The organism is Acinetobacter sp. YH12039 (assembly GCF_013420015.1).
GTDB classification, from domain to species: domain Bacteria; phylum Pseudomonadota; class Gammaproteobacteria; order Pseudomonadales; family Moraxellaceae; genus Acinetobacter; species Acinetobacter amyesii.
Window position 1 is genome coordinate 75430 of record NZ_VOZA01000005.1, and the last position, 23125, is coordinate 98554.

Consider the following 23125-nt stretch of genomic DNA (forward strand, 5'->3'; position numbering starts at 1 on the left):
ATACGGCGCAAACCTTGCAAATTTCCTGCACTCTCCAAATTTTATATTTTAATATTTTACAGTGTTTGTCATTGAGCTGACGCGTCTTTCCACGAATATAGACTATGCCTGATTCCGACACATTTTTATATGTAGATAACAATGCAAAACGTACATACTGCAAAGTTAAGCCGTGCCACGTTGATGTTTCCTTTGGCATTGGTGTTATTTGAATTTTCAGTCTATATCGGTAACGATTTAGTCCAGCCAGCTATGCTTGCCATTACCCAAGAATTTGGGGTGAGTAGTGCGTGGGCACCTTCTTCCATGTCGTTTTATTTACTTGGTGGCGCGTGTGTCGCGGCTATTTTAGGGCCTTTGTCTGACCGCCTCGGCCGTAAAGTCGTACTGCTCGGTGGTGTGGCTTTTTTCACACTGTGTTGTTTGGCGATTTTACTGACCGACACTATTGAAAGCTTTTTAACCCTGCGCTTTTTACAAGGCTTTGGATTATCCGTAATTTCTGCTGTGGGCTATGCCGCCATTCAGGAAACTTTTGAAGAGCGTGACGCCATTAAAGTCATGGCATTGATGGCCAATATTTCCTTACTTGCACCCTTGATGGGGCCAGTACTTGGTGCCTTTATGATTGATCATGTGTCATGGCATTGGGGTTTTATTGGCATTGCTTTTCTGTCCTTTCTGAGTGGGTTTGGTTTAAAAGCCAAAATGCCGACGCAGCAGATCAGTATTCCGAAACAGCCGATTGGTTATATTTTTGATGACTTTAAACAGGTATTGAAAAATAAACGCTTTTTGGCCCTGACTTTTGGACTGCCGATGGTGGCAATGCCATTGATGCTCTGGATTGCACTGTCACCAGTGATCTTGGTGGAGGAATTAGGGCTCAGTAGCATGCAATATGGTTTGGCACAATTCCCCGTATTGGGCGGTTTGATTATTGGGAACTTGGTGTTGATTAAAATTATCGACAAATTGCCTTTAGGTCAATCGGTCATGATTGGTTTACCGTTGATGCTGTTGGGAACAGGCTTGGTAGTGCTTGGCATGTTCACACCGACTTATTTTTTAACGTTACTGATTATAGGAATGACTTTGGTCAGTTTTGGTGAAGGCATTAGTTTCTCCGTATTATACCGTTTTGCCTTGATGTCATCTGAGGTATCGAAGGGCACTGTGGCAGCAGCCGTTTCAGTTTTAATGATGATTTCATTCTTCGCGGTGATCGAGTTGGTGCGGGTGCTGTATGAAGGCTTTGGCTTATGGGCGTATAGCTTGACCGGCGTTGGCTTAATTTTACTGTGGTTTAGTTTCCCACGGTTTTTTGTTAAAAAGATTATGCAGCAGCGTAAAGCTAGGGGTGAGTTTTAAAAGTAGGCTAAACGGTAGTTCGCTATTATCTACCCATAAATCAGCGATAAAAAAAGCCCGACAATGTGTTTGATCAAGTGGTTGGGCTTTTTAAATTGTACGATTAATTTTGTGTAGTAAGTTGTTCAGACTGCTTTAATTTACGATCAAAAATAAAAGGACCAAAAGGCAAAATAGAAGCAATCAGGCCCATTAAAAACACACTAAGGGACCATTTTTGTTTTTCACAGACCACAAACAGCACCGCCAAGAATGCAATAAAGAGCACACCATGACCCATGCCGACGTATTTCACCAAAATTGGATTGTCCATCAGGTATTTCATGGGCATAGCAATAAACAATAATAATAGAAATGAAATGCCTTCTAATAGGCCCACAATACGTAAGGTCTTGATATTCATGTACAGTTTACATTCAAAGTCATTTAAGCCTTGAGTGTACCTGAAATAATGGGCCAAACCTAATATTTATTAAACAGATAAAATCCTTAAGTTGATGTATTTTAATAAATTAATTCTGAGTGATGGGCTTGGTTTAATTCAATATATGCTAAAGCCATTATTGAGTTTCGGCTTTTCATAATTAGCGTTTGAGCAATATCTATTTCGGTAGTGTGTTTTTGTGGACAATGACATGCTGAGGATATTTTGGAAAGTAGACTGAATTTTTTCAATAAACTGCTTATTTTAGGTAAGAGAAAAGCGGACTTAAAGTCCGCTTGTTCAAATCTATATGCAAAGTTGATTATTGAATCACACCACAGGCAATACGGTCACCGCCACCGCCTAGAGGTTTAGGGTCGTCAGAGTAATTATCACCACCGGCATGGACCATGATGGCTAAGCCTTGTACATCCGCCAATTTCAAGCGTGGTGCAATTAAATTCACTTTTGCTGTGCCATCCGTTTGAACTTGAAGGATCGGTAAGTCACCCATGTGACCGGTTAACGGTGTACCGTGGTGAGGTGCAGCTTTAGGGTTAAAGTGACCACCCGCAGCGAGTGCAGCACCCACTTTTCCATCTTTTTCAGCTGGGGCACAAGAACCTTTTTCATGAATATGGAAACCGTGTGGACCCGGAGGAAGCTGGGTTAAATTGGTATGAATAACCAAGCCAGCAGGGCTATCAACCAAGTTAATTTGACCGATGCTTTGACCAATACCTTGAGCAGTCACGGCATTGACCGTCACGGTTTTTGCATTCAGACCTGTTGAAGTCGAGGTACTCGCACAGCCTGTAAACATCAGGGCACTGACCGCAGCAAGCGCACCGAATTTAAATAGTGAAGACATGTTTGGCATCCTGTCTGTTTTTATGGAGTCTCAACCATTGAAACAGATGCGAATACAGGATGACAGATAATTTAAGTATTTGATTGTAATATTTGTTTAATGAATTCAAGCCTGAATTAAGGTTGTTCAGGCTTATCATCTATATTGTCTAAGTTATGTGCCAACGTTGCTTTGGGCATCATGACGGCTTCAATTTGGGTTTCATGCAACCATTCACGCCAAATGGCTAACAATACAGCCAAGATCACTGGCCCGATAAATAAACCAACAAGACCGAAACTGGCGATCCCACCCAAAACACCAAACATGATTAATAAGAATGGAATCTGCGTTGCCCCTGAAATCACTAAAGGACGAATCACGTTATCGGCTGTACTCACCACACAAACACCCCAAGCCATGACGCCAATGGCTTCAATGGTTTGACCTTGTGAAAATAACCACAACGATACAGCGGTATATGAAATCGGTGGGCCAAAAGGAATCAGTGCCAACATGAAGGTAATGATGGTTAATAACATTGGGTTAGGCACATCGGCGACAAAATAGCTAACACCGGCAAGTAAAGCTTGGGCAATGGCGGTAAGACCGATGCCATACACTACGGCACGTGTAGTATCCGAAATAGTGGCAAGATAATGATGAATACGTGGCCCGATCACCATTTCGAGGGCTTTACTGACCTGACTTAAAATGGTTTGACCATCACGATAGAAGAAAAATAAAGACATCACGGCAAAACACAGCTTAAAGATATTTTTACTGACTTCGCCGACCAGAACTTTACCGTAGTTCAAATGCCCCTGAATCCAAATTTGTACCGATTGAATAATACTGTTCGGGTCATTGTTCAGTTCATGCAGGGTACGACTGACTTCTTTACCAATAAACGGCAGTTGGCGAATAAAATCAGGCACATTGACATGACCAGAGAAAACTTGCTTTTGTAATTCAAAATACAAGTTACGGCCTTCATGTTGTAACAAGAAGATTGCAAAAATCACCGGCAGACCCACCACGAGTACCACCAGTAAGATCATCAGCGCCGCACTTAGATTTGCACGATTGCCACAAAAACGATGTACTGATTGATACAGCGGCCATGTCATATAAGCAATAATCGCAGCCCAAACGACGGGCACAATAAAGTATTTGAGTACGCTAAAGCTCAAAAAAATCAGGATAAAAAATAATCCGAACAATAAGACTTTTTGTAATGTAGGTGCGAACGTTGGCAATGCGTGCTCTGATTTTTTCATCATGTTGTGTTCAATCTTAACCGAAAAAAAAGCTCCCGAAAACGAGAGCTTGTTAACTTATGGTGAATATCTTTCAGGCTAGATCCTTGCAAGATTGGCCTTTATATCAGCGAAATGTGGAATGATGGGTTAAAACCACTCGGCTTCGTCTTCAATAATGGCATTGAGCACAGGTTGCCATTGTTGTTGCATACCGAGGTACAATTTTTGCGTTTTGTCAAAAACTGAAAGACCTTGCATGGCAAGTTGACCATAAGCGGTACGTTCAGAAATCCAAGCAACGGGCTGTTGTTCAACTTTATTGAAAAAATCTTGAATTTCTTTGGAATGAGCAGAATTGTGTTTTACACGATTGGCAAGCAATAAGATTTGGACTTTACCTTTACGAATCCGTTTAATTTCTTGCAAATGCTTTAAAAAACGACGGGTCGAGTCGATGTCAAAGAAAGATGGTTGTAGCGGGGTAATGATGGCATGGGCTTCACTGACCAACTGATCTGCATGTTCACCCGATAACGCACCCGGTGCATCGATAATTAGATATTCAATCCCTTTTGGTACATCACCAATCGACTTTTCATGACGCCAATCTAGGCTCTGAATTGGGGCGGCAGTCTCTGGGCGCTGTTTGAGCCATTGACGTGCAGACTTTTGATTGTCAGCATCTGCCAAGGCCACTTTATAACCTTTTTGCGCAAGTGCAGAGGCTAAACTGATTGCTGTGATGGTTTTGCCACAACCACCTTTTTGATTGGCAATTAATATCGTTTTCATCGACCTAAATAGATTTTATTCTGCTCATCCCTAGCATATCATTGTTTAATGCGGGGAATATGACAAAGAACCAAAGTCTAAGTTTTTTCTATACGTTTCGCTGTAATATATTAAAAAGATTAGGAATTTTAAATGTCTGTCTGGATGGCCATGCTCATTGGCGCGTGTATTGGGATTGTACTGACCACCTTAATATTAAGTGGCAGTCGCAATGGAAGGATTAAGGCAGAATACGAGCAATATATTGCAGAACTAGAATTGGAACATCAGCAGGCATTGGCCCATGCACAAAAACGCAGTGTAAATACCAGTCGTGCTGTTTTAAAAGGCAAAATGGCTGAACAAATGGCGCCGATCATGCCTGAATTTCAGTATTTACCTAGCGATGCAAAGTTTCTCGGTGACCCGATCGATTATGTGGTTTTTGATGGTTACACTGATTTTCGTGATGGTGATGGACTCGCTGAAGACATCGAAGTGGTGCTGATTGATATTAAAAGTGGTGGGGCACGTTTGACCAAAGGGCAACAAGCGATTGCTCAAGCCATTGCCGAAGGGCGAGTGCGTTTTGAAACCATCCGAATTGATTTTGAGCATATTTAAGCTCGCGTGATTCAGGCTCAGAAGCGTAGAAAAGTAATAAGGACAGAATATTCACATGGAAAAACTCTTAGCGACTGCAGCCGTTTTTGCGCTCATGCTGTGGATATGGTCTGAATATTTTCGTGCCATTCCACATTTAGAGCAGACAGGTGTGCTGAAAAATTTTCAGGTCACAGCGACTCAGGCATTTTCCGGTGAATATTTGCTGTTGGATAAACGCTACTACAGTGCCAGTAGTCGTACACTACATCCGGCAGCACCGACTGTGGTGGGTGGCTTTCAAGACTTGGCCTATGTCAGCAATATTGATCTGCTACTGAGTTCAGGCGCAAATGATATCCAATCTTTAAAATACCATCTTGAATGGTCTCAGCAGAACCGCTGTTTTAGTGTGCAAGCGAAAGACGCGCCCTCGACACAAATTGAACAGCTCAAGTCCGAATTGCAAAATGTTAGTGTGATTGCTCAATCCGAAGATGTCGCAAATCGTATTCGGCGTTTAAAATCAGGTGATCGCGTGGAGATTTTGGGTGAATGGGTGGATGTGCATTCCATCAAAACAGGGAAGTCGTATAACACCTATAATGTGTTGAATAAAAAGCCCTGTCATATCCTAAAAATTAATGCCATTCGACTAATCAAAGACTAGGTACTTTTATCTATATTTGATTGTGCTTAAACATGGCCTTGGACGCTTTAACTCAACTTCCGTGCGCGGGCGAGCAACATGCGCTGACCAATTTTTGGAATGCCTTCTGCATCAAAATACTGCGTTTCAAAACATTCAAACTGGGCATCTTCAAGCAACTTTTGCATATGACGATCCAGATGACAGCCATCCGCGACTTTCTTTTGAATGGGCGTCAGTAGGTGTTGTAACTGCTTAATTTTCCGATTTTCATTGTGTTGTACATGCTCTACTAAATGAAATGTCCCTGTTGGTTTAAGGACGCGGTAGATTTCTTCAAGCGCAGTTTCAATATCGGCAATGCTGCATAAGGTCCATGTACTCACGACATGATCTAGACTTTCATCTGCAAAGGGTAATTTTTCAGCACCGGCTAAAATATGCTGTACCTCAAACGGCGCTGCATGTACACGTTCAGCAGCTAAATGAAAAATATCAGGATTGGGTTCTAGGGCAAAAACCGTATCGACATTTTGATAAAACGCTAAATTCAAACCTGTACCAAAGCCAATTTCGAGCACCTCACCAGACACGGCTAAAAGGAGTTCGCGTCGTTTATCCATCAGGCTTGGCACCTGCATGACTTGATTTAAAAGATGCGGAAAAATGTGTTGTTGATAAAATTTATAAATCATAGCGAGGATTTTTGTTGGCTTTTTTTAAAGTGTAATTCATGTCTTTTTAATTTTAAATCATGTGGTAGGGCGTGGATATGGGCCAATTGACTGAATAACAGCATTTTGTTACCAAGTTCATAAGGTTTATGCAGACTGTGTGCGTAATATAGAGTTACAACTAGTGAAAACGACATTCATCAGGCTCAACCTACGCGATTTTAAGCTCATGTTCAGGTTGGGGCATTATGAATAGATGAAGTCGGCTCAATTGCAGAATTAAAATTGAGTAATGTGAAGTATTACAGGGTAAAGAGGATAACGCGATGATCAAGCGAATTGCATTAAGTACTGTGCTTGCAGGCTTTTTATTGAATGTCGGTGTCCAAGCGTCTTCAGATTATAATATTGCCAAAGGCTTAGCACCTGTTGCCAAAGGCCAGTCAATTTCTACCTTGAAAGAATTTAAAGGTGATTTCCGAATTCTAGGTTCAAAAACCTATCAAACAGATGAACAAGCAAAATTTTCTCCGATCGATTATGCGGTCAGTTGGGGTTTATTTGCAGAGCCAGAAATAGCTCGTACGATTTCAGTCAATCAATATGACCGTTTCTTAAATTGGAAAATGGATCGCGTTCCTGTACCGCAAAAGCAAGCCATGATGATGGTGTCGAATATGCACATCATTCCTGCAAACCCGCAAATTGCGAAACAAATTACTCAAGTGAAACGTGGCGATCTTGTGCGTTTAAAAGGGGATTTGGTTGAGGTGAAAGACAAAGATTTGGTTTGGACTTCATCTTTGACCCCAACAGATACGGGTGATGGGGCTTGTGAGGTTTTTCGTGTAAGTTCGATTCAGTGGATTGAAAAAGTCAAAGGCTAAACTTCGATTGCATCGAGATCGTATTGAAATCGGTGTGCATTAGATTCAAGGTAAAATAATTTGATGATGAAAATGACGATAAAGAAACAGCTTATTTTGAGTCTAATGTTGGCGAGTGGTTTGGCGCTTGGTGGATGTACCAGTATGAGTTCAACTGTAGATGGGAAAACCCATGTATTTACTGAACAGCAAAGTTGTCCGACTTTGCTTGAGATGGATCGTGGACAGACTTTGGAAGTACTGTTAAACGAAAATCCAAGTACCGGATATGTATGGTCTTTGGCTGAGCAACCGAAACTTTTTAAAGTTGAAGAAGTGTTTCAATCAGCTCAACAACAACAACAAGCTGCTGCTGCAGATGCGACACCAGTGCTTGGTGCCGGTGGTCAAAAAACTTATCGTTTTACCGCAACGACTGCGGGTGAAGAATTACTACATTTGAAGCATGCACGAGCTTGGGAAAAAACCGCGATGGCTGAATGGACTTGCAGAGTTCGAGTATCTTGATTTGAACCAATGATGAAAAGATAAAAAAAGCCAGTATTTATACTGGCTTTTTTATTGCAGACGAACTGATTTAGAACGTCTATCTAGGCATTATTTCACGCTGAGCGCTTGACCGTCAAATTGAATACCTTCCCAACCATTTTGCATAAATTGGCGAATGTTTTGGTGGTCAGTTGCGTCTGGTGTCGCCAAAACAGCAGCATAATGTTCAGCAAAAAGACTTAATGTTTCAGCTTGGTTTAGACCATTCAATTGGGCAAAAGAAAATACTTTGGCACTGCCTTGGTTTTCAGTCGCTGCATTGGCTTGTTTGCCATTGGTAAAAGCAGTTGGTGTGTGGTTATAACGCGCTTCAATAAATGCAATCACATCTGAAAATTTCGCAGTCCCTGCTTGAAGTTGATCTAATAATTCCTGAGCCATAATGTCCTCTTTCAATAAAAAATACCGCAAAGTGTTGCAGACTATAGCAAGCTTTGGCCCAAACATTTAACACTATTTGCGTAAATTAAATGCGTGTATATTGAAGGGCGACCTTAGGCAGACTGTTGCCTAAATTGTAGATACCAATGATGTTGAAGTAGGACAACTATGAACTGGCTTTTGGTCGCATGTGGCGGCGCAATTGGGGCAACACTTCGCTATGCAGCAGGACTGTTATTGGCCAAGCCAACAGTACTTTTTCCTTGGGCAACATGGTGGGTGAATATTTTAGGTTGCTTTTGTGCAGGTGTGTTCTTTGCATTTAGCCAAAAATATCCCGTTCTACAAAATGAAGCACGCTTATTGCTTATGGTCGGGATCTTAGGTGGCTTTACCACCTTTTCCAGTTTCGGTTTAGAAACCTTTCAACTGCTTAGACAAGGGCAAAGTGGGCTAGCATTCAGTTATGCCATTTCTAGTGTGGTGATTGGTGTCATTGTATTGGGGCTGGGATTTTACCTATTTCAGTCGATTTTAAAAATAGATGTTTAAAACAACGTTTGAAAACCTCAAAATTTCAGACATAAAAAAGAAGCTCAGGCTGGAGGAGGGGAACCCTGAACTTCTTCAATGCTTTAATTTTAAAAGCAAAAACTTAATCGAAACTGAACTTATTGTGAGCGTTTGAAACGCGCAAAGCGTTTATTAAAGTTCGCAATACGTCCTTCGTTATTCACTTGACGTTGTTCACCTGTATAAAAAGGATGTGATGCACTTGAGATATCGAGCGTCACATATGGATAGGTCTTGCCTTCAAACTCTTTGGTTTGATTGGTGCTTAAGGTACTGCCAATGACAAAAAAGGCATTGGCATTGGTGTCATGAAAGAGCACTTCACGGTATTCGGGATGGATGTTGGCACGCATTCTTCTGTTCCTTAAATTTATTGATTAAAGAAATGTTATAACATAACAATTAAAAATGCAAATATTGCCCGAAATTCATCGGGCAATCATCAGCGCTTTACGCTCCCTTAAGCGCTAGGTGGGACCAACTCATCAAAAAGATCATTGAGATTGTCATTCACTTTCAAATGAATCAAATTCCAATAATGCCCTGAAACAGTCCGGTTCACCATCAGGGTGTCTGGCGACGGTTTAAACACATCCCAGTATTTAAGAGATGGCTTAATTAATTCTACCCCGTCATGGTGCGCTGAATTTTCAGCAAAGTCGTATTGTGTGGTCAGCGGACGCATCAGTACTTCAAGCCATTGCTCATACAAGTCCACAGGGAATTTACCGAGTTCATTGAGGGAATGTAGGGCATCGAGTTGCTGTTCCATCAGTGGAATATCGTGCTTGCGTGCAGCATTAATCAATTGCTTAAAGTGCGACACGATTTCAGGAGACAGGGTTTTCACACCGCCGTAGTCATATACGATGACTGAACCATCTTCACGAAAGGCGAAGTTGCCCGGATGCGGGTCACAGTGGAAACGTTTAAGGAAGAAAATTTCACGGCCTATGGCACGGAATAAGCGCCTTCCCAAGGCATTTCGTGTTTCTTGTGACCATGTGCTGGCAGTTTCTATACTGTCGCCAAGCTCTAGACTTAGAGTCAAAATATGACGTGAAGAATAATCTTTATAGACCTGTGGAATGATGATTTTGTCATCCAGCGCACTATGAAAAGCACGGGCCACATCTAAGTTTTGTGCTTCAATTTCATAGTTTAGTTCATTATCCAAACTGTCCTGAATTTCACGAAACAGCTTGTCTTGTAACTTCCGATCAATTTTCAATACGCCCATCAGACGAAGTGCAAGCCGAACTTGTTTTAAGTCACTGTCACAGGCTTCTTCGACACCCGGATATTGGACTTTCACTACAACCTGCTGACCATTAGGTAACACGGCTTTATGCACCTGCCCAATGGATGCAGCGGCAAAAGGTTGTTCTTCAAAACTTTTAAAAATTTGCGCGAGGGGTTTGCCGAGTTCTTGTTCTACTTGAGCCTTAATTTCAGCAAAAGGCATGGCTGGCGCTTGGCGTTGTAATTTACTGATCGCTTTTGCGACTTCAGGTGGAAAAATGTCTTTGTACTGCGAGGCAATTTGTCCGACTTTCATCACCGCACCCTTCATTTCACCCAAAGTGTCTGCAATTTGCAGACCGATGTCCTGAAAAAGTTTACTGCGAGATGCATTTTTCTGTTCTTCATCGGCAGTGATATTGCGGATGGAATTGGAAACGGTTTTAGTAGCAATGCTTGCCGTCATACTGGCAAGTTTCATAAAGCGACGACCCGGTGTGCTAGCCGTTTTTGCCATGTGATGTTCCTCAAGATCATCATTTATTATCTAATACCGATCATAGGCGACAAAACACAAACTGCCTACTTTAAATTGTTAAGACTTTATTTCCATTGATAAAATGATGGGCAAAAATGTAAATACTGAAAATAATTCAGGCAAATTTAAGCCACGCGCTGAATGGTTTAAAATATCGCGTCGCTAGAAGAGAACTGAACGATGAAAGTGTATCGCTATTTAACCGGTAAAGATGATGTCAATTTCTGTGCCCGTGTGACCAAAGCTTTAAATGAAGGCTATGAATTGTATGGCTCACCGACTATGAGTTTTAATGGGACAGATGTGATCGTCGGGCAGGCGATCGTGAAAGACGTAGAAGTCGACAGCCAAGTGCCACAAGGTTTAAAAAAGGCCATCGATGCGCTTAATTAGTTGGCTTTGCTGCTTCGCTCGTTTCAGTTTTTTCCAGTTCTAAATGTGGAATGAGATATTTGCTGCATTGGTTATGGTGTAAATTTTCATTCAAGGTGATGAGGTTTTGCGTCACGATAAAATCCTGATCATCCGCAGAGGCAAACTTTTGATTGGCCTTGATGAAGTCCTGATAGGTATACGTCATACCAGATTGCTGACAACTTAATTTTAAACGTGCGGTATATGAGTCTGCTTGTTGTTCATGATAAAAGCGAAAGGCTGTCCAAAGTGCTTGATTGATGTAATCAAATTCGGGTTGTGATTGGACTTTGATGGGTGCGTGATATAAAGGAAATTCATGTCGGTTGATTGACTGTTCAGCCAGTAGTGACATGGAAAAGCCTAAGCTCAGACAGAGACTGATCGAGCGAAATACATAGGACATGTTTATTTTCCTCTTCTTCGTGCTTTTTTATTTATGGCATTGCTATGCAGGGTGCTAATTTGCATTAATCTTCTGCATAGCCTAGCCGCCTTTTTAAAGTAACTTTTTAGATGATTTTTTAGGGCTTATCCCGCATGTGCTAAACGTTTATTCATCATAAATAAACGTGTAAGTAGCAGTATACATGCGACAGTCAGGCCCACAATCAGGCCAATCCAAACGCCTGCAGCACCAGTCGTGGTAAAGCGTGCAAGATAGATCCCGACAGGGAAGGCAATGATCCAATACGCGATCATGGTGATCCACATCGGCCCTTTAGTGTCTTGCATACCGCGTAAACACCCTGCGGCACTGACTTGCCATGCATCCATCAACTGATAGGCAATCGCGAACAAAACCAAATACACGGCAAGCTGAGTCACATCATAGTCATTAGTATACAGTGACACAATTTCATTACGTAAAAGCCAAAGCAGCAGCATGGTAATTAGGGCAAATACCGTCCCTGTCAACATACCGACTTTCTGGACTTTTCGCATAGCTAGCCAGTTTTTTTCCCCATAATAGGTACCGACCCGAATGGTCAGCGCAATCGCTAGTGACATTGGAATCATAAACAATTGCGAGGTAATCGAAATGGCCACCTGATGCGCTGCAATGGTAACTTCGCCCAAAGGACTCAACACAATAGCGGCTGTACTAAAAATACTGACTTCAAAGAAAATAGCTAAGCCAATGGGAAAGCCAAGTTTTAAAATACGTTTGATCCATTCACTGTTCATTTTTTCAAAAGCAGCGAAAGGTTGGGTCTTTTGATAGGCCGATCCTTTGAAAACGTACATCGCCAAAGCAAAGAACATCAACCATTGCAAAATCGCGGTGGCAAAACCACATCCTGCAGAACCTAATTCAGGGACTGGGCCTAAACCATACATAAAAATAAAGTTCAGTGGAATTAACACCAATAAGGCCAATAGACTCAGCACAGTGACTGGACGCGGATGCCCCAATGCTTCTGAGTAACCACGTAAAGCTGCGTACATGGTGACAGCAGGCATACCTAAACTAATCGCATGTAGAAATAAACTGGCTTTGGGAAGCAAGGCCTCAGGTACACTAAGTACAGGAAGTAAAAGCGGCATTGCCTGTAAAACCAGTGCAGCGATAATGCCAAGAAACAACGCAACCCACAAAGACTGACGGGCGATGGTGGCAATTTTTTCAGGCGTCCGAGCACCATTGGCTTCGGCAACCAATGGGGTGGTGGCAATCATAATGCCGCTGAACAGCAGCATGACTGGTATCCATAAGCCGACCCCGACCGCAATGGCTGCAAGGTCATTGGCGGACATGTGTCCAGCCATGATGGTATCAATGAGACCAAATCCCGCTTGCGCAAACTGCGTGATCAATATCGGGATCATTAAATGAAACAGTTGTTTTAATTCATACTTGCTGCTTGTTACAGCCGTGACAATAGACACAGAATGTACTCATTTCTTGTGAGGTGCTTAGGAATGAGGTCTTAGCGTTGGAAAGTGAGAAGCACACCAATAAAAATCACCACGCCACCCAATAAGCGTTGCCAGTTAATCGGGGTTTTTTCAGTGCCGAGCAAGCCAAAATGGTCAATTACCATCGACATTAAGATCTGTCCAAAAATAATCAGACCGGAGAGGGATAAAAAACCCAGTTTCGGTGCGGTATAAATACTGATACTGATGGCATAAACACCCAAACATCCCCCCAGCCATAAATACCAAGGGATTTGAGCAAAACTTGCAAAGTCCGGTTTTTCGACCGATTGAAAAAACACCATAAAGGCGAGGACTATTGTACCAACCAAAAAAGAAAAAAGGGCAGCTTGCAGCGGTGAATATAAATATTCACGCAATTGGCTGTTGATCGCTGTTTGAATGGTCATGGCGATACCAACACCCATCGCGAGCGGCAGTAAGTACAATAAATGGCTGCTTATTTTCATCTTGTTATCAGCAAATTCTTTTTTAATATGATCAGTCTACTGTATTCAATCAGAGTTTTCACAAGCACTCTGATGCAGTCATGTTAAAATACGCAGCATTCTTCAACGCATTTTGAGCAATCTCCTTGGCTGAATTAAATCCTGCACTCGTTCCTTTGTCTTTATACATTCACATGCCGTGGTGTGTGCGTAAATGTCCATACTGTGACTTTAATTCGCATGCGGTGCCGAATGGTGAATTGTCTTTGGACTTAGAACAAGAATATTTACAGGCGTTGGTTGAAGACTTTAAAACCCAAGTCGATTTTGCTCAGGGTCGCCTGATTCATAGTGTATTTATTGGTGGCGGTACACCATCTTTGATTTCTGCCCAAGGTTATCAATGGTTATTTACTCAGCTCAAAGCATTGGTGCCATTTGAAAAGGGCTGTGAAATTACCTTGGAAGCCAATCCCGGTACGGTTGAGCACGATCCTTTTTCAGGTTATTTAGAGGCAGGGATTAATCGTTTATCTATCGGTGTGCAGAGTTTTAATACCGAGCAACTGAAAAAACTGGGTCGGATTCACTCGAATGACGATGCCATTTCTGCCATTCAGCATGCACGGGAAGCAGGTTTTGAACGGGTGAATGTCGATTTGATGCATGGCCTGCCTGAACAAGCGATTGAGCAAGCGCTTTTGGATTTGAAATTGGCTGTGGAAAATGGCGCAACACATGTGTCGTGGTATCAGTTGACGATTGAGCCGAATACGGTCTTTTTCCGCACCCAGCCGATTCTGCCTGTCGATGATGTGCTTGAAGAGATTCAAGCGCAGGGCGAAGCCTATTTAACAGCGCAAGGCTTTATCAATTATGAAGTGTCGGCATGGCGTAAAGAAAAGCCGTCGGCACACAATTTAAATTACTGGCAGTTTGGTGACTATTTAGCGATTGGCGCAGGCGCGCATGGTAAAGTGACCATGCCAGACGGGGTGTATCGTTTCCAAAAAACCCGATTGCCGAAAGACTATTTAGCCAAAGTCCCAGCGGAGAATCTTCAGTTTAAACGCATTGAGTCAGAAGATATGCCTTTTGAATTTATGATGAATGCTTTACGGCTAAATCATGGTGTAGATGCAAGTTTGTATACGCAGAGAACGGGTGAGAGTTTAGCGCCAATCTCTGAATTATTGGCTTCATTACGTCAGCGTCAATTGATGGTGAATGATCCTGAGCGTTTGTCTTGTACTGAACAGGGGCATATCTTTTTAAACTCAGTGTTGGAAGAGTTTTTGTAATGAATGCTATTGAAAAATTGTTTTTTTAATTTAAAAAGCACGTAAATTTTTATATTTCTAATGTAGTTTGCGTCCAATTTGTAAAATTAGACCTGTAATAATCCAATACATATTACAAGAAGGACTATCCTAAAAATGAAATATATTTTAAGTGCTGCAGTATTCAGTTTAGCTTTGATTGGTTGTGCAGATAAAAAGGCTACAGTAGAAAACACGGTATCAACTGAACCAGCGTCAGCAACTACTCCGTCGAATGACATTGCTATTGCTCAGGACGAGCAAGTTATTCATTTTACTGGGCCGCAAGATCTGACGATTGAGCTAAAAACCAAAGATAATTTTGAAACTGCACAATTGACGGATAATTCTGATCGTGTGTATGAATTGAAACGAGGAGTTTCAGGAAGTGGTGTACGACTTGCCAACGACCAAGGTGTTTCAATTCACTTTAAGAACTTTAATGGTGTGAATGAAGGCACTGTTGAGTTGGTAAAAGATAAACCCATAGAGATTAAAGAATTTATTGCTGATAAAGCAAAGTAAATATTAAAAAAGACCGCATGAGCGGTCTTTTTTTAATTTAGCTTAACGATGTTTCGGTGGCATTGGCGGTAATTTATGCTGCGAAACAGGTTTGTGTTGATTGCCTTTAAAAGCTACTGCCTTATGATTTTGTTTGGCAAATTTTGCATGAGCTTGTTGATGCTCTTTTTTCACCATTTGCGGCCCAGCAGGTTTGTGATGTGTTGCTTTAGGCGGTACAGGTTTTTTATCGAAGTGTGCAGCAGGTAGCGGATTTTTATGATCGAATGCAGGCGCTGCCATTGCAGACATTGTCGCAGTTGTTGCAATCAGACCAACCATCAATGAAGACATCAATTTTTTCATGGTTACGCTCTCTATGAATCAATGAAGTCATCATAGGGGGAGGCTATGGAGAAGATATGAAGTTGTATGAGATACAAATGTAAAGCTAAAATTATGGAGTTAAATTTACTTTAAGTATTTAATATTTATTAAATAAAATTATGTTTTAGCGATAAGGTGTTCTATTTTTGTTGAAAAATACAACAATATTTCTCCATATAAAGTTCATCTTTATACATTGTTATTACCTCATGAAGAAATTAAAAATACTACTCGTAATTCCTATAGATCAAAATTAAAAGAGAAGACAAAAAAGACCGCCGAAGCGGTCTTTTTATAGAGTCATTTAACTCGGTTTAAAGCTTAGTAGTCAAAGCTAAAGTGTTCAGGAGCCAAAGAAGTCATGGTCTTCGATGGGTTAACCATTGCTTCAGCGTGACCTTGTGAGCGTGGTAATAGACGTTCAAAGTAGAAGTCAGCCACTTTGATTTTTGCTTTATAGAACTCAGGAACTTCTGCACCATTGCCTTCTGCTAATTTTTCAGAAGCTACGGCAGCTTGTTGTGCCCAGAAATAAGCCATCATCACGTAGCCAGAGAACATTAAGAAATCGACAGAAGCAGAAGATACGATGTCACGGTCTTTACGTGCTGCAAGCATGATACGAACCGTTAATGCATTCCACTGTGCGCAAAGCTTCGTTAAGTCCCACGCAAAACGACGCATGTATTTGTTACGTGCATGTTGACCACAGAACTTCAAGATTTCAGCTGTGTAGTCACGAATCACTTTACCTTTAGAGGTCAGCAGAACTTTACGACCAATCAAGTCTAGTGCTTGAACACCGGTTGTGCCTTCGTAGAGAGTAGAGATACGTGAGTCACGAACAATTTGTTCCATGCCCCATTCTTTAATATAACCATGACCTCCGTATACTTGCATACCATGGTTTGCAGCTTCATAACCCATTTCGGTTAAGAAACCTTTGAGAATCGGGGTGTAGAAGCCTAAGTGGTCATCATGTGCTTCAAACGCTGCTGTATCACCGCGGGTTAAAGCATCAGTCATTTTGTCCGCAATTTGAGCTGCATAGTAAATCATTGAACGGCCGCCTTCAGCGATCGCTTTTTGAGTTAAAAGCATACGACGTACGTCTGCATGGTGAATAATCGCATCGGCTACTTTTTCAGGATCTTTTTTACCTGAAAGTGCGCGCATAGACATACGTTCTTTGGCATATGGAAGAGCGCCTTGGAATGCCAATTCAGCATGTGCAATACCTTGGATCGCTGTACCAATACGTGCAGTGTTCATGAAGGTGAACATTGCGTGTAGGCCTTTGTGTTTTTCACCGATCAAGTAACCAATCGCATTGTCAAAGTTCAACACAGCTGTTGCTGAAGCACGGATCCCCATTTTGTGTTCAATCGAACCACAAGTCACAGGGTTGCGTTCGCCCACTGAACCGTCTGCATTCACAAGGAATTTTGGAACGATGAACAATGAAATGCCTTTGGTGCCCGCAGGTGCATCTGGAAGACGAGCAAGTACGATATGCACGATGTTATCTGTTAAATCATGCTCACCCGCAGAGATGAAGATTTTTGTACCAGAAATTGCATAGCTACCGTCAGCTTGAGGTTCCGCTTTGGTTTTTACCTGACCTAAGTCGGTACCGCATTGAGGTTCAGTTAAGCACATGGTGCCTGACCAAGTTCCAGCAACAAGGTTCGGTAAATATTGGTTTTTCTGTTCTTCTGAACCAAATTGTAGAATGGTGTTGATACAACCTACGCTGAGACCCGGATACATTTGGAATGACCAGTTTGCTGTACCCATCATTTCAGATTTGATGAGATTCAACGACTGTGGCAAGTTTTGACCGCCAAATTCTTCAGGGAAAGACAGACCTTGCCAGCCACCCTGTACAAATTGGTCATAGGCTTCTTTAAAACCTTTTGGTGTTTTTACATCGCCATTTTCAAAATGACAGCCTTCTTCATCACCCGTTTGGTTTAAAGGCGAAAGGATGTTTTCACAAAAATCCGCTGCACCTTCTAAAATCATGTCGACAGTGTCTGCATCAGCAGCTTCACCATTAGACAAAGTTTTGTAATGTGCTGGGTAATCGAGTACTTCATTCATTAAGAAACGAATATCGTGTAAAGGCGCTTTATATGCAGGCATAATCTTAATCCTAATATCTAAATTTTTTGGATTATCTGTATTGATGATTTGATTATTCATAATTTCATCAAAAAAACATTGATGAATACGCCCTTAAAAAATGTCAGAAAGGCGAATTGTAATATTTAACCAACATGTGAAAAATAAACTTCTGATAGACTTGATGTTGATCTTTTGATCATTTTTTTCTTTTAATAAATCATAAAGAACTTAGGTCTTTCGTACAATTATGCGATTAAAATATATAACACTTTGTTTACTGGGTTTGAGTATTACTGGGTGTGCTCAACATGTCATAAAAACCAATTCAACGGATCAGTCTCTCGGGCAACAAGCCACTCAAGGCTTAAACGCAATGTTTGAAAATGCCAGTTATGACATGAAAGGGCAATTTTCAATTCAAACCGATATTCAGTTCGATGAAAAAAAGCCTGAAACCAAGTCAAAACCTGCAACTAGTACACAGCCAGAGCTGGATCCTAAACTTAAAAAACAACTTGATCAGTTGATTAAAACCCAAAATATTCCGTTTAGCCAAAAAGAAAAGAAACAGCTCTATCAAGCCATTGCCAATGAATCGATCCCACCATCAGCGCGTTATAGCGATGAAGAGGATGGCGTTTCTCCGCAATCTAAAATTGCTCAATCACTGCTGAATGTGTTGAATGATTTACAGTTTAGCTATAGCGGTTCAGTACATTTTAGAGAAAAACTTGCTGCCTTAACCTTGCAATTGAGTTATCAAAAACCGACTTTGCAGGTCAATGCACAGTTGCCGATGATCATTGATTTTAATCAACATAAATTTTATACCAACTACTTTGCGTTCATGCCGTTTATGGTAAATCGTGAAAGCCAAAGCAGCTTGGCTTATGTGGATTTTTCAAAACATAAAGAGACGATTGCTCAGTACGATTTGAAAAAATTTGCTGACTATTTAAAACAAATGAATGCTTTGCCCTATGTCTTGGCAGAGCCGAATCAAGTGCAAAATATTGCTTTAACACGTGATGAAAAAAATGCAGGGCTGACTAAAAAAATCCGCTATGTGGGTGATCTTAATGCGCTATACACCCAGCTTGAACTTTTCGATTTTGTGAACGCCAACTATTACACCACGCAAATCAAAGGTCAGCGCAATAGTGACGCTGAGCAAGATAAATCTGTGGACGCAGCTGTGCATCTCAGTGCTTCCGAAGAGGCGATGGCTGCGGCTGAAGCGGCGGGAGGGACTGCAGTAGCGGCAGCAGCTGAGGATGAAGACTTTGATGCGGCTTATGCATCTGTTGAACGTGTGAATGAGCTGCTCAATGCGAAAATGCATGGCCTGATGTATCACCAACATGAAACGGAAGAAGAACAAACGTCTTCTGCAGCTGAATCTGCTGAGTACGCGATCGATACTGCAAGTGCATATGCGGATGCGACCGCGGGTGATGACGAAGAAACCTATAGTTCGGATACTGAAGTAACCGAAGCTTATGCGGCTTCCGAAGAAGATGACGAAACAGCGAATTTATCTGAGGAAGTCTGTCAGGCCTTGATGAACACCAAACAGGTGCCGATTGGTAAAGTCACACTGTGTCAGGATTATCAAGATGTTCGGGTGATACCGCTGCAAGAAGATTCTGTACCATCGGCCTCTGCTGCGGACGCATCCAATACAGATTCAGAGATTTCGGACGCTGTTGAGCAGTTAAAACCAGTATTCCAGCAATATCAAAGTGAACAACTTATCGATGTAAAACAATTTCAGCAATTATGGCAAAAGCATCAAGCTGAAATTGCGCAGGTGCTGAATGCACAGGATAAATCATCTTCGAATGTTGTGATGGATGTAGGCTTAGATCACAAAGGCCGCGTCCAAGTAATGGACTATCAATTGGCCTTTAATGAGCCACGTTTAGGTCAATTAAAGCTGAAAAGTAGCAACCAAATCTTGAATTATGGCAATGCGACTAAAATTGATCGTCAAGCCATGAAACAGGCAAAATCCATTGAGGAAGTCAGTAAAGATTCACTCTTTGAAAATATGTTGAAAGGTCTGCTTGCACCAATCACGGGAAATGATCCTCTGCTTGCTGAAGCAGAAACTGCATCGGTCGATGATGTCCGTGCTGCAAATGAAGAAATCGAACTTCCTGAATATCTCAGTACTGTGGCATTGCAAAGTTATAAACGTCATCAATCTGAAGTGAAAGCCTATCAAGCGGCATTTGTCGTGGCATTTGCTAATTATCGCGCTCAGTATGTGCGTTATTACTCAGCCAATGATTTGAATGAAATTGCAGAAGTTTATGCATATCGATTTGTTGATGGCTTAAAAGAACCAACAGGCAATGCGCTGAAGCGTTTAAATCAATTACGTGATAAGCATGCTTTGCATCGCTATCAAGACTTTGATGACTTAGGTTCTTCGGTCAACCATTATGTACAGTCAGGAATTGGCGAGTACAAAGCTCAGGTTGAATGGAAGCAGTTGCAAAAAACCTATAAGACTGATCAGGCGATATTTGCACATTTATATCAACAAAACTTTTTAGCCAGTTATGAACTGGAAGGAACTAAAAAAGCGCATTTGGTGAAAGCATCAAAAATCTATGCGCAAGCCTTTGCTGATGATATCAAAGGAAAATTATCAGAAGCGTCATTACAAGGCCTAACAGCAGAACACGAAGAGTTGTTCAGCCAATCGGCTTATTATGAAACCTATAAGGCCATTCAAAAACACAAGAACTAAGTCGGATCAAAAAAGAACCTCGATTGAGGTTCTTTTTTTAGGTGTTTCGACTGCTCAGAAAGTGAATTGAGCAAATCATTTTGAATTATAGAAAGTCTTTTAGATCAGGTTTGACACCATTCCAAATGGAAAAAGATTCGATCGCTTGACCAACCAACATGCCAAAACCTTCTGAGGTTGGAACATGGCGTGCTTTGGCTTGATCCAAAAATGTCGACGGTTTGCCATAGGCCATTTCATAGGCGTGGGTGAATTGTAAAGCTTCAGGCAAAATTAGCGGATCACCCGTTAAACTGGCCGATGTTGCGTTAATCACCAGATCAAATTGACCTGCTAAGTCAGTGAGGGCAATGGCTACAAGTTCGGCATTGGGGACAGCAGTTTTTAAGTCAGCGACCAATTGTTCAGCACGCGCTAAAGTCCGGTTGGCAATCACGATTTTTTTGGCCCCGGCTTGTACCAGTGGGTAAATCACGCCACGTGTTGCACCACCTGCACCAATGATCAATATATCGCTCTGTTCTAAATTCCAATCTAAGGCATGAATGGCATTCACCAAGCCTTGACCATCAGTATTATCACCGTGTAATTGACCATCTTGCATCCATAATGTATTGACCGCACCTGCAATTTTGGCACGTTCAGTAAGGACGGCACATTGTGCATAGGCTTGTTCTTTAAATGGAACAGTGACATTCATACCGATGCCACCTTCGGCAAAGAAGGATTCGACGCTGTGCTGAAAACCATCGAGTGGCGCAAGTCGTTTGCTGTACTGAATGTCGAGGCCTGTTTTTTCAGCGAAGGCATGATGAAGTTCAGGTGAGCGTGATTGTTCAATCGGGTTGCCAATCACGGCAAATTGTTTGCTCATTGCACAGCGTCCATGTAGATGTGAAAGAGCAGACAATATACGCCAAAACCGAGGATGGCTAAAGTTCGGGCAGTCTTAAAATCGTGAAATAAAGGCGGAAAATTAAGGATTACAAATATCTAGGACGCTTTGAATCAAGATGCTCGCTGCACTGATGACTAAACCAATCAAGGCAACCACCATGAAGCCAATAGCCAAATTATCATTCAAAGACGTTTCAGAAAAAATATTGGTACTGATGGCGCTGATCAGCACAACAGCAAAGCTCCAAAACACCAATGGAGTAAGATTGACAGCTTTTTTATTGAGTATTTGATGTGTCATGTGCGTTGTACTCCGTACAAGAAAATAACAGCTATGAGTTTATTGACACATTGTGCAATGACATAGCTTAAAGCTGTTTAAAAGATGTGTCATTGTTGAGCAATCTGATTACAAAGTAAATGCTTAAAAAATTTATTTATGCATCAAGATATTACATACAAATGAATACTCTAATCCTCAGGCAATAAAAAGCCCCTGACGGACAGGGGCAAATACATGTTTATCGGTTTTATTTCAGCGTATTCAGCCAATCTTGCGGTTTTAAATAAAAGTCAGTCAGTCTTTTTTCAGCAGAATGTTCTTCCCATTCAGGACGATACGACCAGCCTGCCAAGGGTGGCATACTCACTAAAATCGACTCAATACGCCCGCCAGTTTGTAAGCCAAATAAGGTACCACGGTCATAGACCAGGTTATATTCAACGTAACGACCACGACGGTATAGTTGGAAGTCTCGTTGTGCTTCGGTATAGGCTTTGTCTTGGTTTCTTTGGAAGATCGGTAAAATCGCCTCTAAATAACCATTACCCACGGCCTGCATATATTTGAAACAGGTTTCAAAGTCCCATTGGTTGAGATCATCAAAGAATAAACCACCCACACCACGTTGTTCATCACGGTGTTTTAGATAGAAATAGTCATCACACCATTTCTTATGTTCATCATAGAGTGTATCGCTAAATGGGGCACAAAGATCATGGGCAGTTTGATGCCAAGATAAGACATCTTCATCATTTGGATAAAATGGAGTGAGGTCAAAACCACCGCCAAACCACCAAATCGGATCTTGGCCTTCTTTTTCGGCAACAAATAAACGCACATTGGCATGTGAGGTCGGGACGTTGGGGTTTTTCGGGTGAATCACCAGTGACACGCCCATGGCTTGCGCTTTTGCACCTGCAATAGCGGGATGGCGTTCAGTCGCTGAGGCTGGTAATTTTGAAATGTTGATGTGCGAGAACATCACACCACCTTTTTCAATCACCGTTCCATTTTGTAGAACACGTGAGCGACCACCACCACCTTCAGGGCGCTCCCAGTCATCGATAGCAAATTCGGCACTTCCGCCACCAGCACGTTCTTGCTGTTCCAATGCGGCACAAATCCGTGCCTGTAAATCGCGAAGGAATTCATCTACACGTTGAATATCGGCTGAAGTTGGATTCTGCATGGTGACCTTTATTAAAATAATTTAAAGATAAGTGTCATCAAAGCATAAATTACGTGAAAACTTAAGGCATTTTTCCCGATACTCAGCATCGGATCTTTGCTTTA

The 23125-nt window shown here is 41.7% G+C and carries 26 protein-coding genes; 10 read left to right on the forward strand and 16 right to left on the reverse strand.

Annotation, left to right across the window (positions count from 1 at the left end):
* Positions 1–141: 141 nt before the first annotated feature.
* Positions 142–1371, forward strand: a complete 1230-nt coding sequence (locus tag FTT98_RS03910) for an MFS transporter (RefSeq protein ID WP_180039433.1) — start codon at positions 142–144, stop codon at positions 1369–1371.
* A gap of 103 nt (positions 1372–1474) precedes the next feature.
* Here the strand turns inward: FTT98_RS03910 and FTT98_RS03915 are convergent, their stop codons facing one another.
* The 4 genes from FTT98_RS03915 to FTT98_RS03930 form a co-directional block, all read right to left on the reverse strand.
* Positions 1475–1774: a DUF3817 domain-containing protein gene (locus tag FTT98_RS03915; RefSeq protein WP_180039435.1), complete on the reverse strand. Its 300-nt coding sequence runs from the start codon at positions 1772–1774 to the stop codon at positions 1475–1477.
* Positions 1775–2117: 343 nt separating this feature from the next.
* Positions 2118–2666 carry a superoxide dismutase family protein gene (sodC, locus tag FTT98_RS03920; RefSeq protein WP_180003399.1) on the reverse strand — a complete coding sequence of 183 codons (549 nt, stop codon included), beginning with the start codon at positions 2664–2666 and terminating at the stop codon, positions 2118–2120.
* Between the two features lie 116 nt (positions 2667–2782).
* Positions 2783–3904 carry an AI-2E family transporter gene (locus tag FTT98_RS03925; protein ID WP_180026123.1) on the reverse strand — a complete coding sequence of 374 codons (1122 nt, stop codon included), beginning with the start codon at positions 3902–3904 and terminating at the stop codon, positions 2783–2785.
* A gap of 150 nt (positions 3905–4054) precedes the next feature.
* Positions 4055–4699, reverse strand: coding sequence for a ParA family protein (locus FTT98_RS03930; protein ID WP_180039437.1), 645 nt, complete (start codon positions 4697–4699; stop codon positions 4055–4057).
* Between the two features lie 132 nt (positions 4700–4831).
* Here FTT98_RS03930 and FTT98_RS03935 point away from each other — a divergent pair, with 132 nt between their 5' ends.
* Positions 4832–5302, forward strand: coding sequence for a Holliday junction resolvase-like protein (locus FTT98_RS03935; RefSeq protein ID WP_078192492.1), 471 nt, complete (start codon positions 4832–4834; stop codon positions 5300–5302).
* Between the two features lie 55 nt (positions 5303–5357).
* On the forward strand, positions 5358–5951 hold the full coding sequence (locus tag FTT98_RS03940) for a hypothetical protein (protein ID WP_168378147.1): 594 nt from the start codon (positions 5358–5360) through the stop codon (positions 5949–5951).
* A 47-nt stretch (positions 5952–5998) separates the two neighbouring features.
* Here the strand turns inward: FTT98_RS03940 and FTT98_RS03945 are convergent, their stop codons facing one another.
* Positions 5999–6625, reverse strand: a complete 627-nt coding sequence (locus FTT98_RS03945; RefSeq protein ID WP_168378146.1) for a class I SAM-dependent methyltransferase — start codon at positions 6623–6625, stop codon at positions 5999–6001.
* A 305-nt stretch (positions 6626–6930) separates the two neighbouring features.
* Between FTT98_RS03945 and FTT98_RS03950 the strand changes: the two genes are divergently transcribed.
* Both FTT98_RS03950 and FTT98_RS03955 read left to right on the forward strand, forming a co-directional pair.
* Positions 6931–7491, forward strand: coding sequence for a hypothetical protein (locus FTT98_RS03950; protein ID WP_111884184.1), 561 nt, complete (start codon positions 6931–6933; stop codon positions 7489–7491).
* A 72-nt stretch (positions 7492–7563) separates the two neighbouring features.
* On the forward strand, positions 7564–7998 hold the full coding sequence (locus FTT98_RS03955; RefSeq protein WP_257230094.1) for a protease inhibitor I42 family protein: 435 nt from the start codon (positions 7564–7566) through the stop codon (positions 7996–7998).
* A 90-nt stretch (positions 7999–8088) separates the two neighbouring features.
* On the opposite strand, the gene FTT98_RS03960 is transcribed toward FTT98_RS03955, so the two are convergent.
* A complete protein-coding gene (locus FTT98_RS03960; RefSeq protein WP_180177044.1) occupies positions 8089–8421 on the reverse strand; it encodes a HopJ type III effector protein in 333 nt (110 codons plus the stop codon).
* Positions 8422–8589: 168 nt separating this feature from the next.
* On the opposite strand from FTT98_RS03960, the gene crcB reads away from it, so the two are divergent.
* Positions 8590–8973 (forward strand): fluoride efflux transporter CrcB, encoded by a 384-nt coding sequence (gene crcB / locus FTT98_RS03965; protein WP_180177045.1) that lies wholly within the window; start codon positions 8590–8592, stop codon positions 8971–8973.
* 119 nt (positions 8974–9092) lie between these two features.
* Here crcB and FTT98_RS03970 read toward each other — a convergent pair whose 3' ends face one another.
* Both FTT98_RS03970 and FTT98_RS03975 read right to left on the reverse strand, forming a co-directional pair.
* Positions 9093–9347 carry a type B 50S ribosomal protein L31 gene (locus FTT98_RS03970; protein ID WP_078189321.1) on the reverse strand — a complete coding sequence of 85 codons (255 nt, stop codon included), beginning with the start codon at positions 9345–9347 and terminating at the stop codon, positions 9093–9095.
* 107 nt (positions 9348–9454) lie between these two features.
* The gene (locus FTT98_RS03975; RefSeq protein ID WP_180003405.1) at positions 9455–10753 is read right to left on the reverse strand and encodes an AarF/ABC1/UbiB kinase family protein; all 1299 of its coding nucleotides are present in this window, start codon (positions 10751–10753) and stop codon (positions 9455–9457) included.
* A gap of 201 nt (positions 10754–10954) precedes the next feature.
* Between FTT98_RS03975 and FTT98_RS03980 the strand changes: the two genes are divergently transcribed.
* On the forward strand, positions 10955–11167 hold the full coding sequence (locus FTT98_RS03980; protein WP_180003407.1) for a DUF1737 domain-containing protein: 213 nt from the start codon (positions 10955–10957) through the stop codon (positions 11165–11167).
* Here FTT98_RS03980 and FTT98_RS03985 read toward each other — a convergent pair.
* The 3 genes from FTT98_RS03985 to FTT98_RS03995 form a co-directional block, all read right to left on the reverse strand.
* Positions 11160–11594 (reverse strand): hypothetical protein, encoded by a 435-nt coding sequence (locus tag FTT98_RS03985; protein WP_180003409.1) that lies wholly within the window; start codon positions 11592–11594, stop codon positions 11160–11162. The two genes, FTT98_RS03980 and FTT98_RS03985, sit on opposite strands and share 8 nt — an antisense overlap.
* A gap of 125 nt (positions 11595–11719) precedes the next feature.
* The gene (locus FTT98_RS03990) at positions 11720–13078 is read right to left on the reverse strand and encodes an MATE family efflux transporter (protein WP_373685123.1); all 1359 of its coding nucleotides are present in this window, start codon (positions 13076–13078) and stop codon (positions 11720–11722) included.
* 41 nt (positions 13079–13119) lie between these two features.
* Positions 13120–13578 (reverse strand): DMT family transporter, encoded by a 459-nt coding sequence (locus tag FTT98_RS03995; protein WP_180059162.1) that lies wholly within the window; start codon positions 13576–13578, stop codon positions 13120–13122.
* Positions 13579–13703: 125 nt separating this feature from the next.
* On the opposite strand from FTT98_RS03995, the gene hemW reads away from it, so the two are divergent.
* Positions 13704–14858 carry a radical SAM family heme chaperone HemW gene (gene hemW / locus FTT98_RS04000; protein ID WP_180177046.1) on the forward strand — a complete coding sequence of 385 codons (1155 nt, stop codon included), beginning with the start codon at positions 13704–13706 and terminating at the stop codon, positions 14856–14858.
* Positions 14859–14993: 135 nt separating this feature from the next.
* Complete coding sequence (locus FTT98_RS04005) at positions 14994–15401, forward strand: hypothetical protein (protein WP_180177047.1); 408 nt, start codon at positions 14994–14996, stop codon at positions 15399–15401.
* Positions 15402–15443: 42 nt separating this feature from the next.
* On the opposite strand, the gene FTT98_RS04010 is transcribed toward FTT98_RS04005, so the two are convergent.
* Positions 15444–15746, reverse strand: coding sequence for a hypothetical protein (locus tag FTT98_RS04010; RefSeq protein WP_180177048.1), 303 nt, complete (start codon positions 15744–15746; stop codon positions 15444–15446).
* A gap of 342 nt (positions 15747–16088) precedes the next feature.
* Positions 16089–17912: an acyl-CoA dehydrogenase C-terminal domain-containing protein gene (locus FTT98_RS04015; protein WP_168379095.1), complete on the reverse strand. Its 1824-nt coding sequence runs from the start codon at positions 17910–17912 to the stop codon at positions 16089–16091.
* A 229-nt stretch (positions 17913–18141) separates the two neighbouring features.
* Here FTT98_RS04015 and FTT98_RS04020 point away from each other — a divergent pair, with 229 nt between their 5' ends.
* Positions 18142–20652 (forward strand): hypothetical protein, encoded by a 2511-nt coding sequence (locus FTT98_RS04020; protein ID WP_180177049.1) that lies wholly within the window; start codon positions 18142–18144, stop codon positions 20650–20652.
* Between the two features lie 85 nt (positions 20653–20737).
* Here the strand turns inward: FTT98_RS04020 and aroE are convergent, their stop codons facing one another.
* From aroE to hemF, 3 genes are all read right to left on the reverse strand, one after another.
* A complete protein-coding gene (gene aroE / locus FTT98_RS04025; RefSeq protein WP_180021578.1) occupies positions 20738–21526 on the reverse strand; it encodes a shikimate dehydrogenase in 789 nt (262 codons plus the stop codon).
* Positions 21527–21628: 102 nt separating this feature from the next.
* The gene (locus FTT98_RS04030; RefSeq protein ID WP_180146782.1) at positions 21629–21850 is read right to left on the reverse strand and encodes a hypothetical protein; all 222 of its coding nucleotides are present in this window, start codon (positions 21848–21850) and stop codon (positions 21629–21631) included.
* A 229-nt stretch (positions 21851–22079) separates the two neighbouring features.
* Positions 22080–23021, reverse strand: coding sequence for an oxygen-dependent coproporphyrinogen oxidase (hemF, locus tag FTT98_RS04035; protein ID WP_078189307.1), 942 nt, complete (start codon positions 23019–23021; stop codon positions 22080–22082).
* Between the last annotated feature and the right edge of the window lie 104 nt (positions 23022–23125).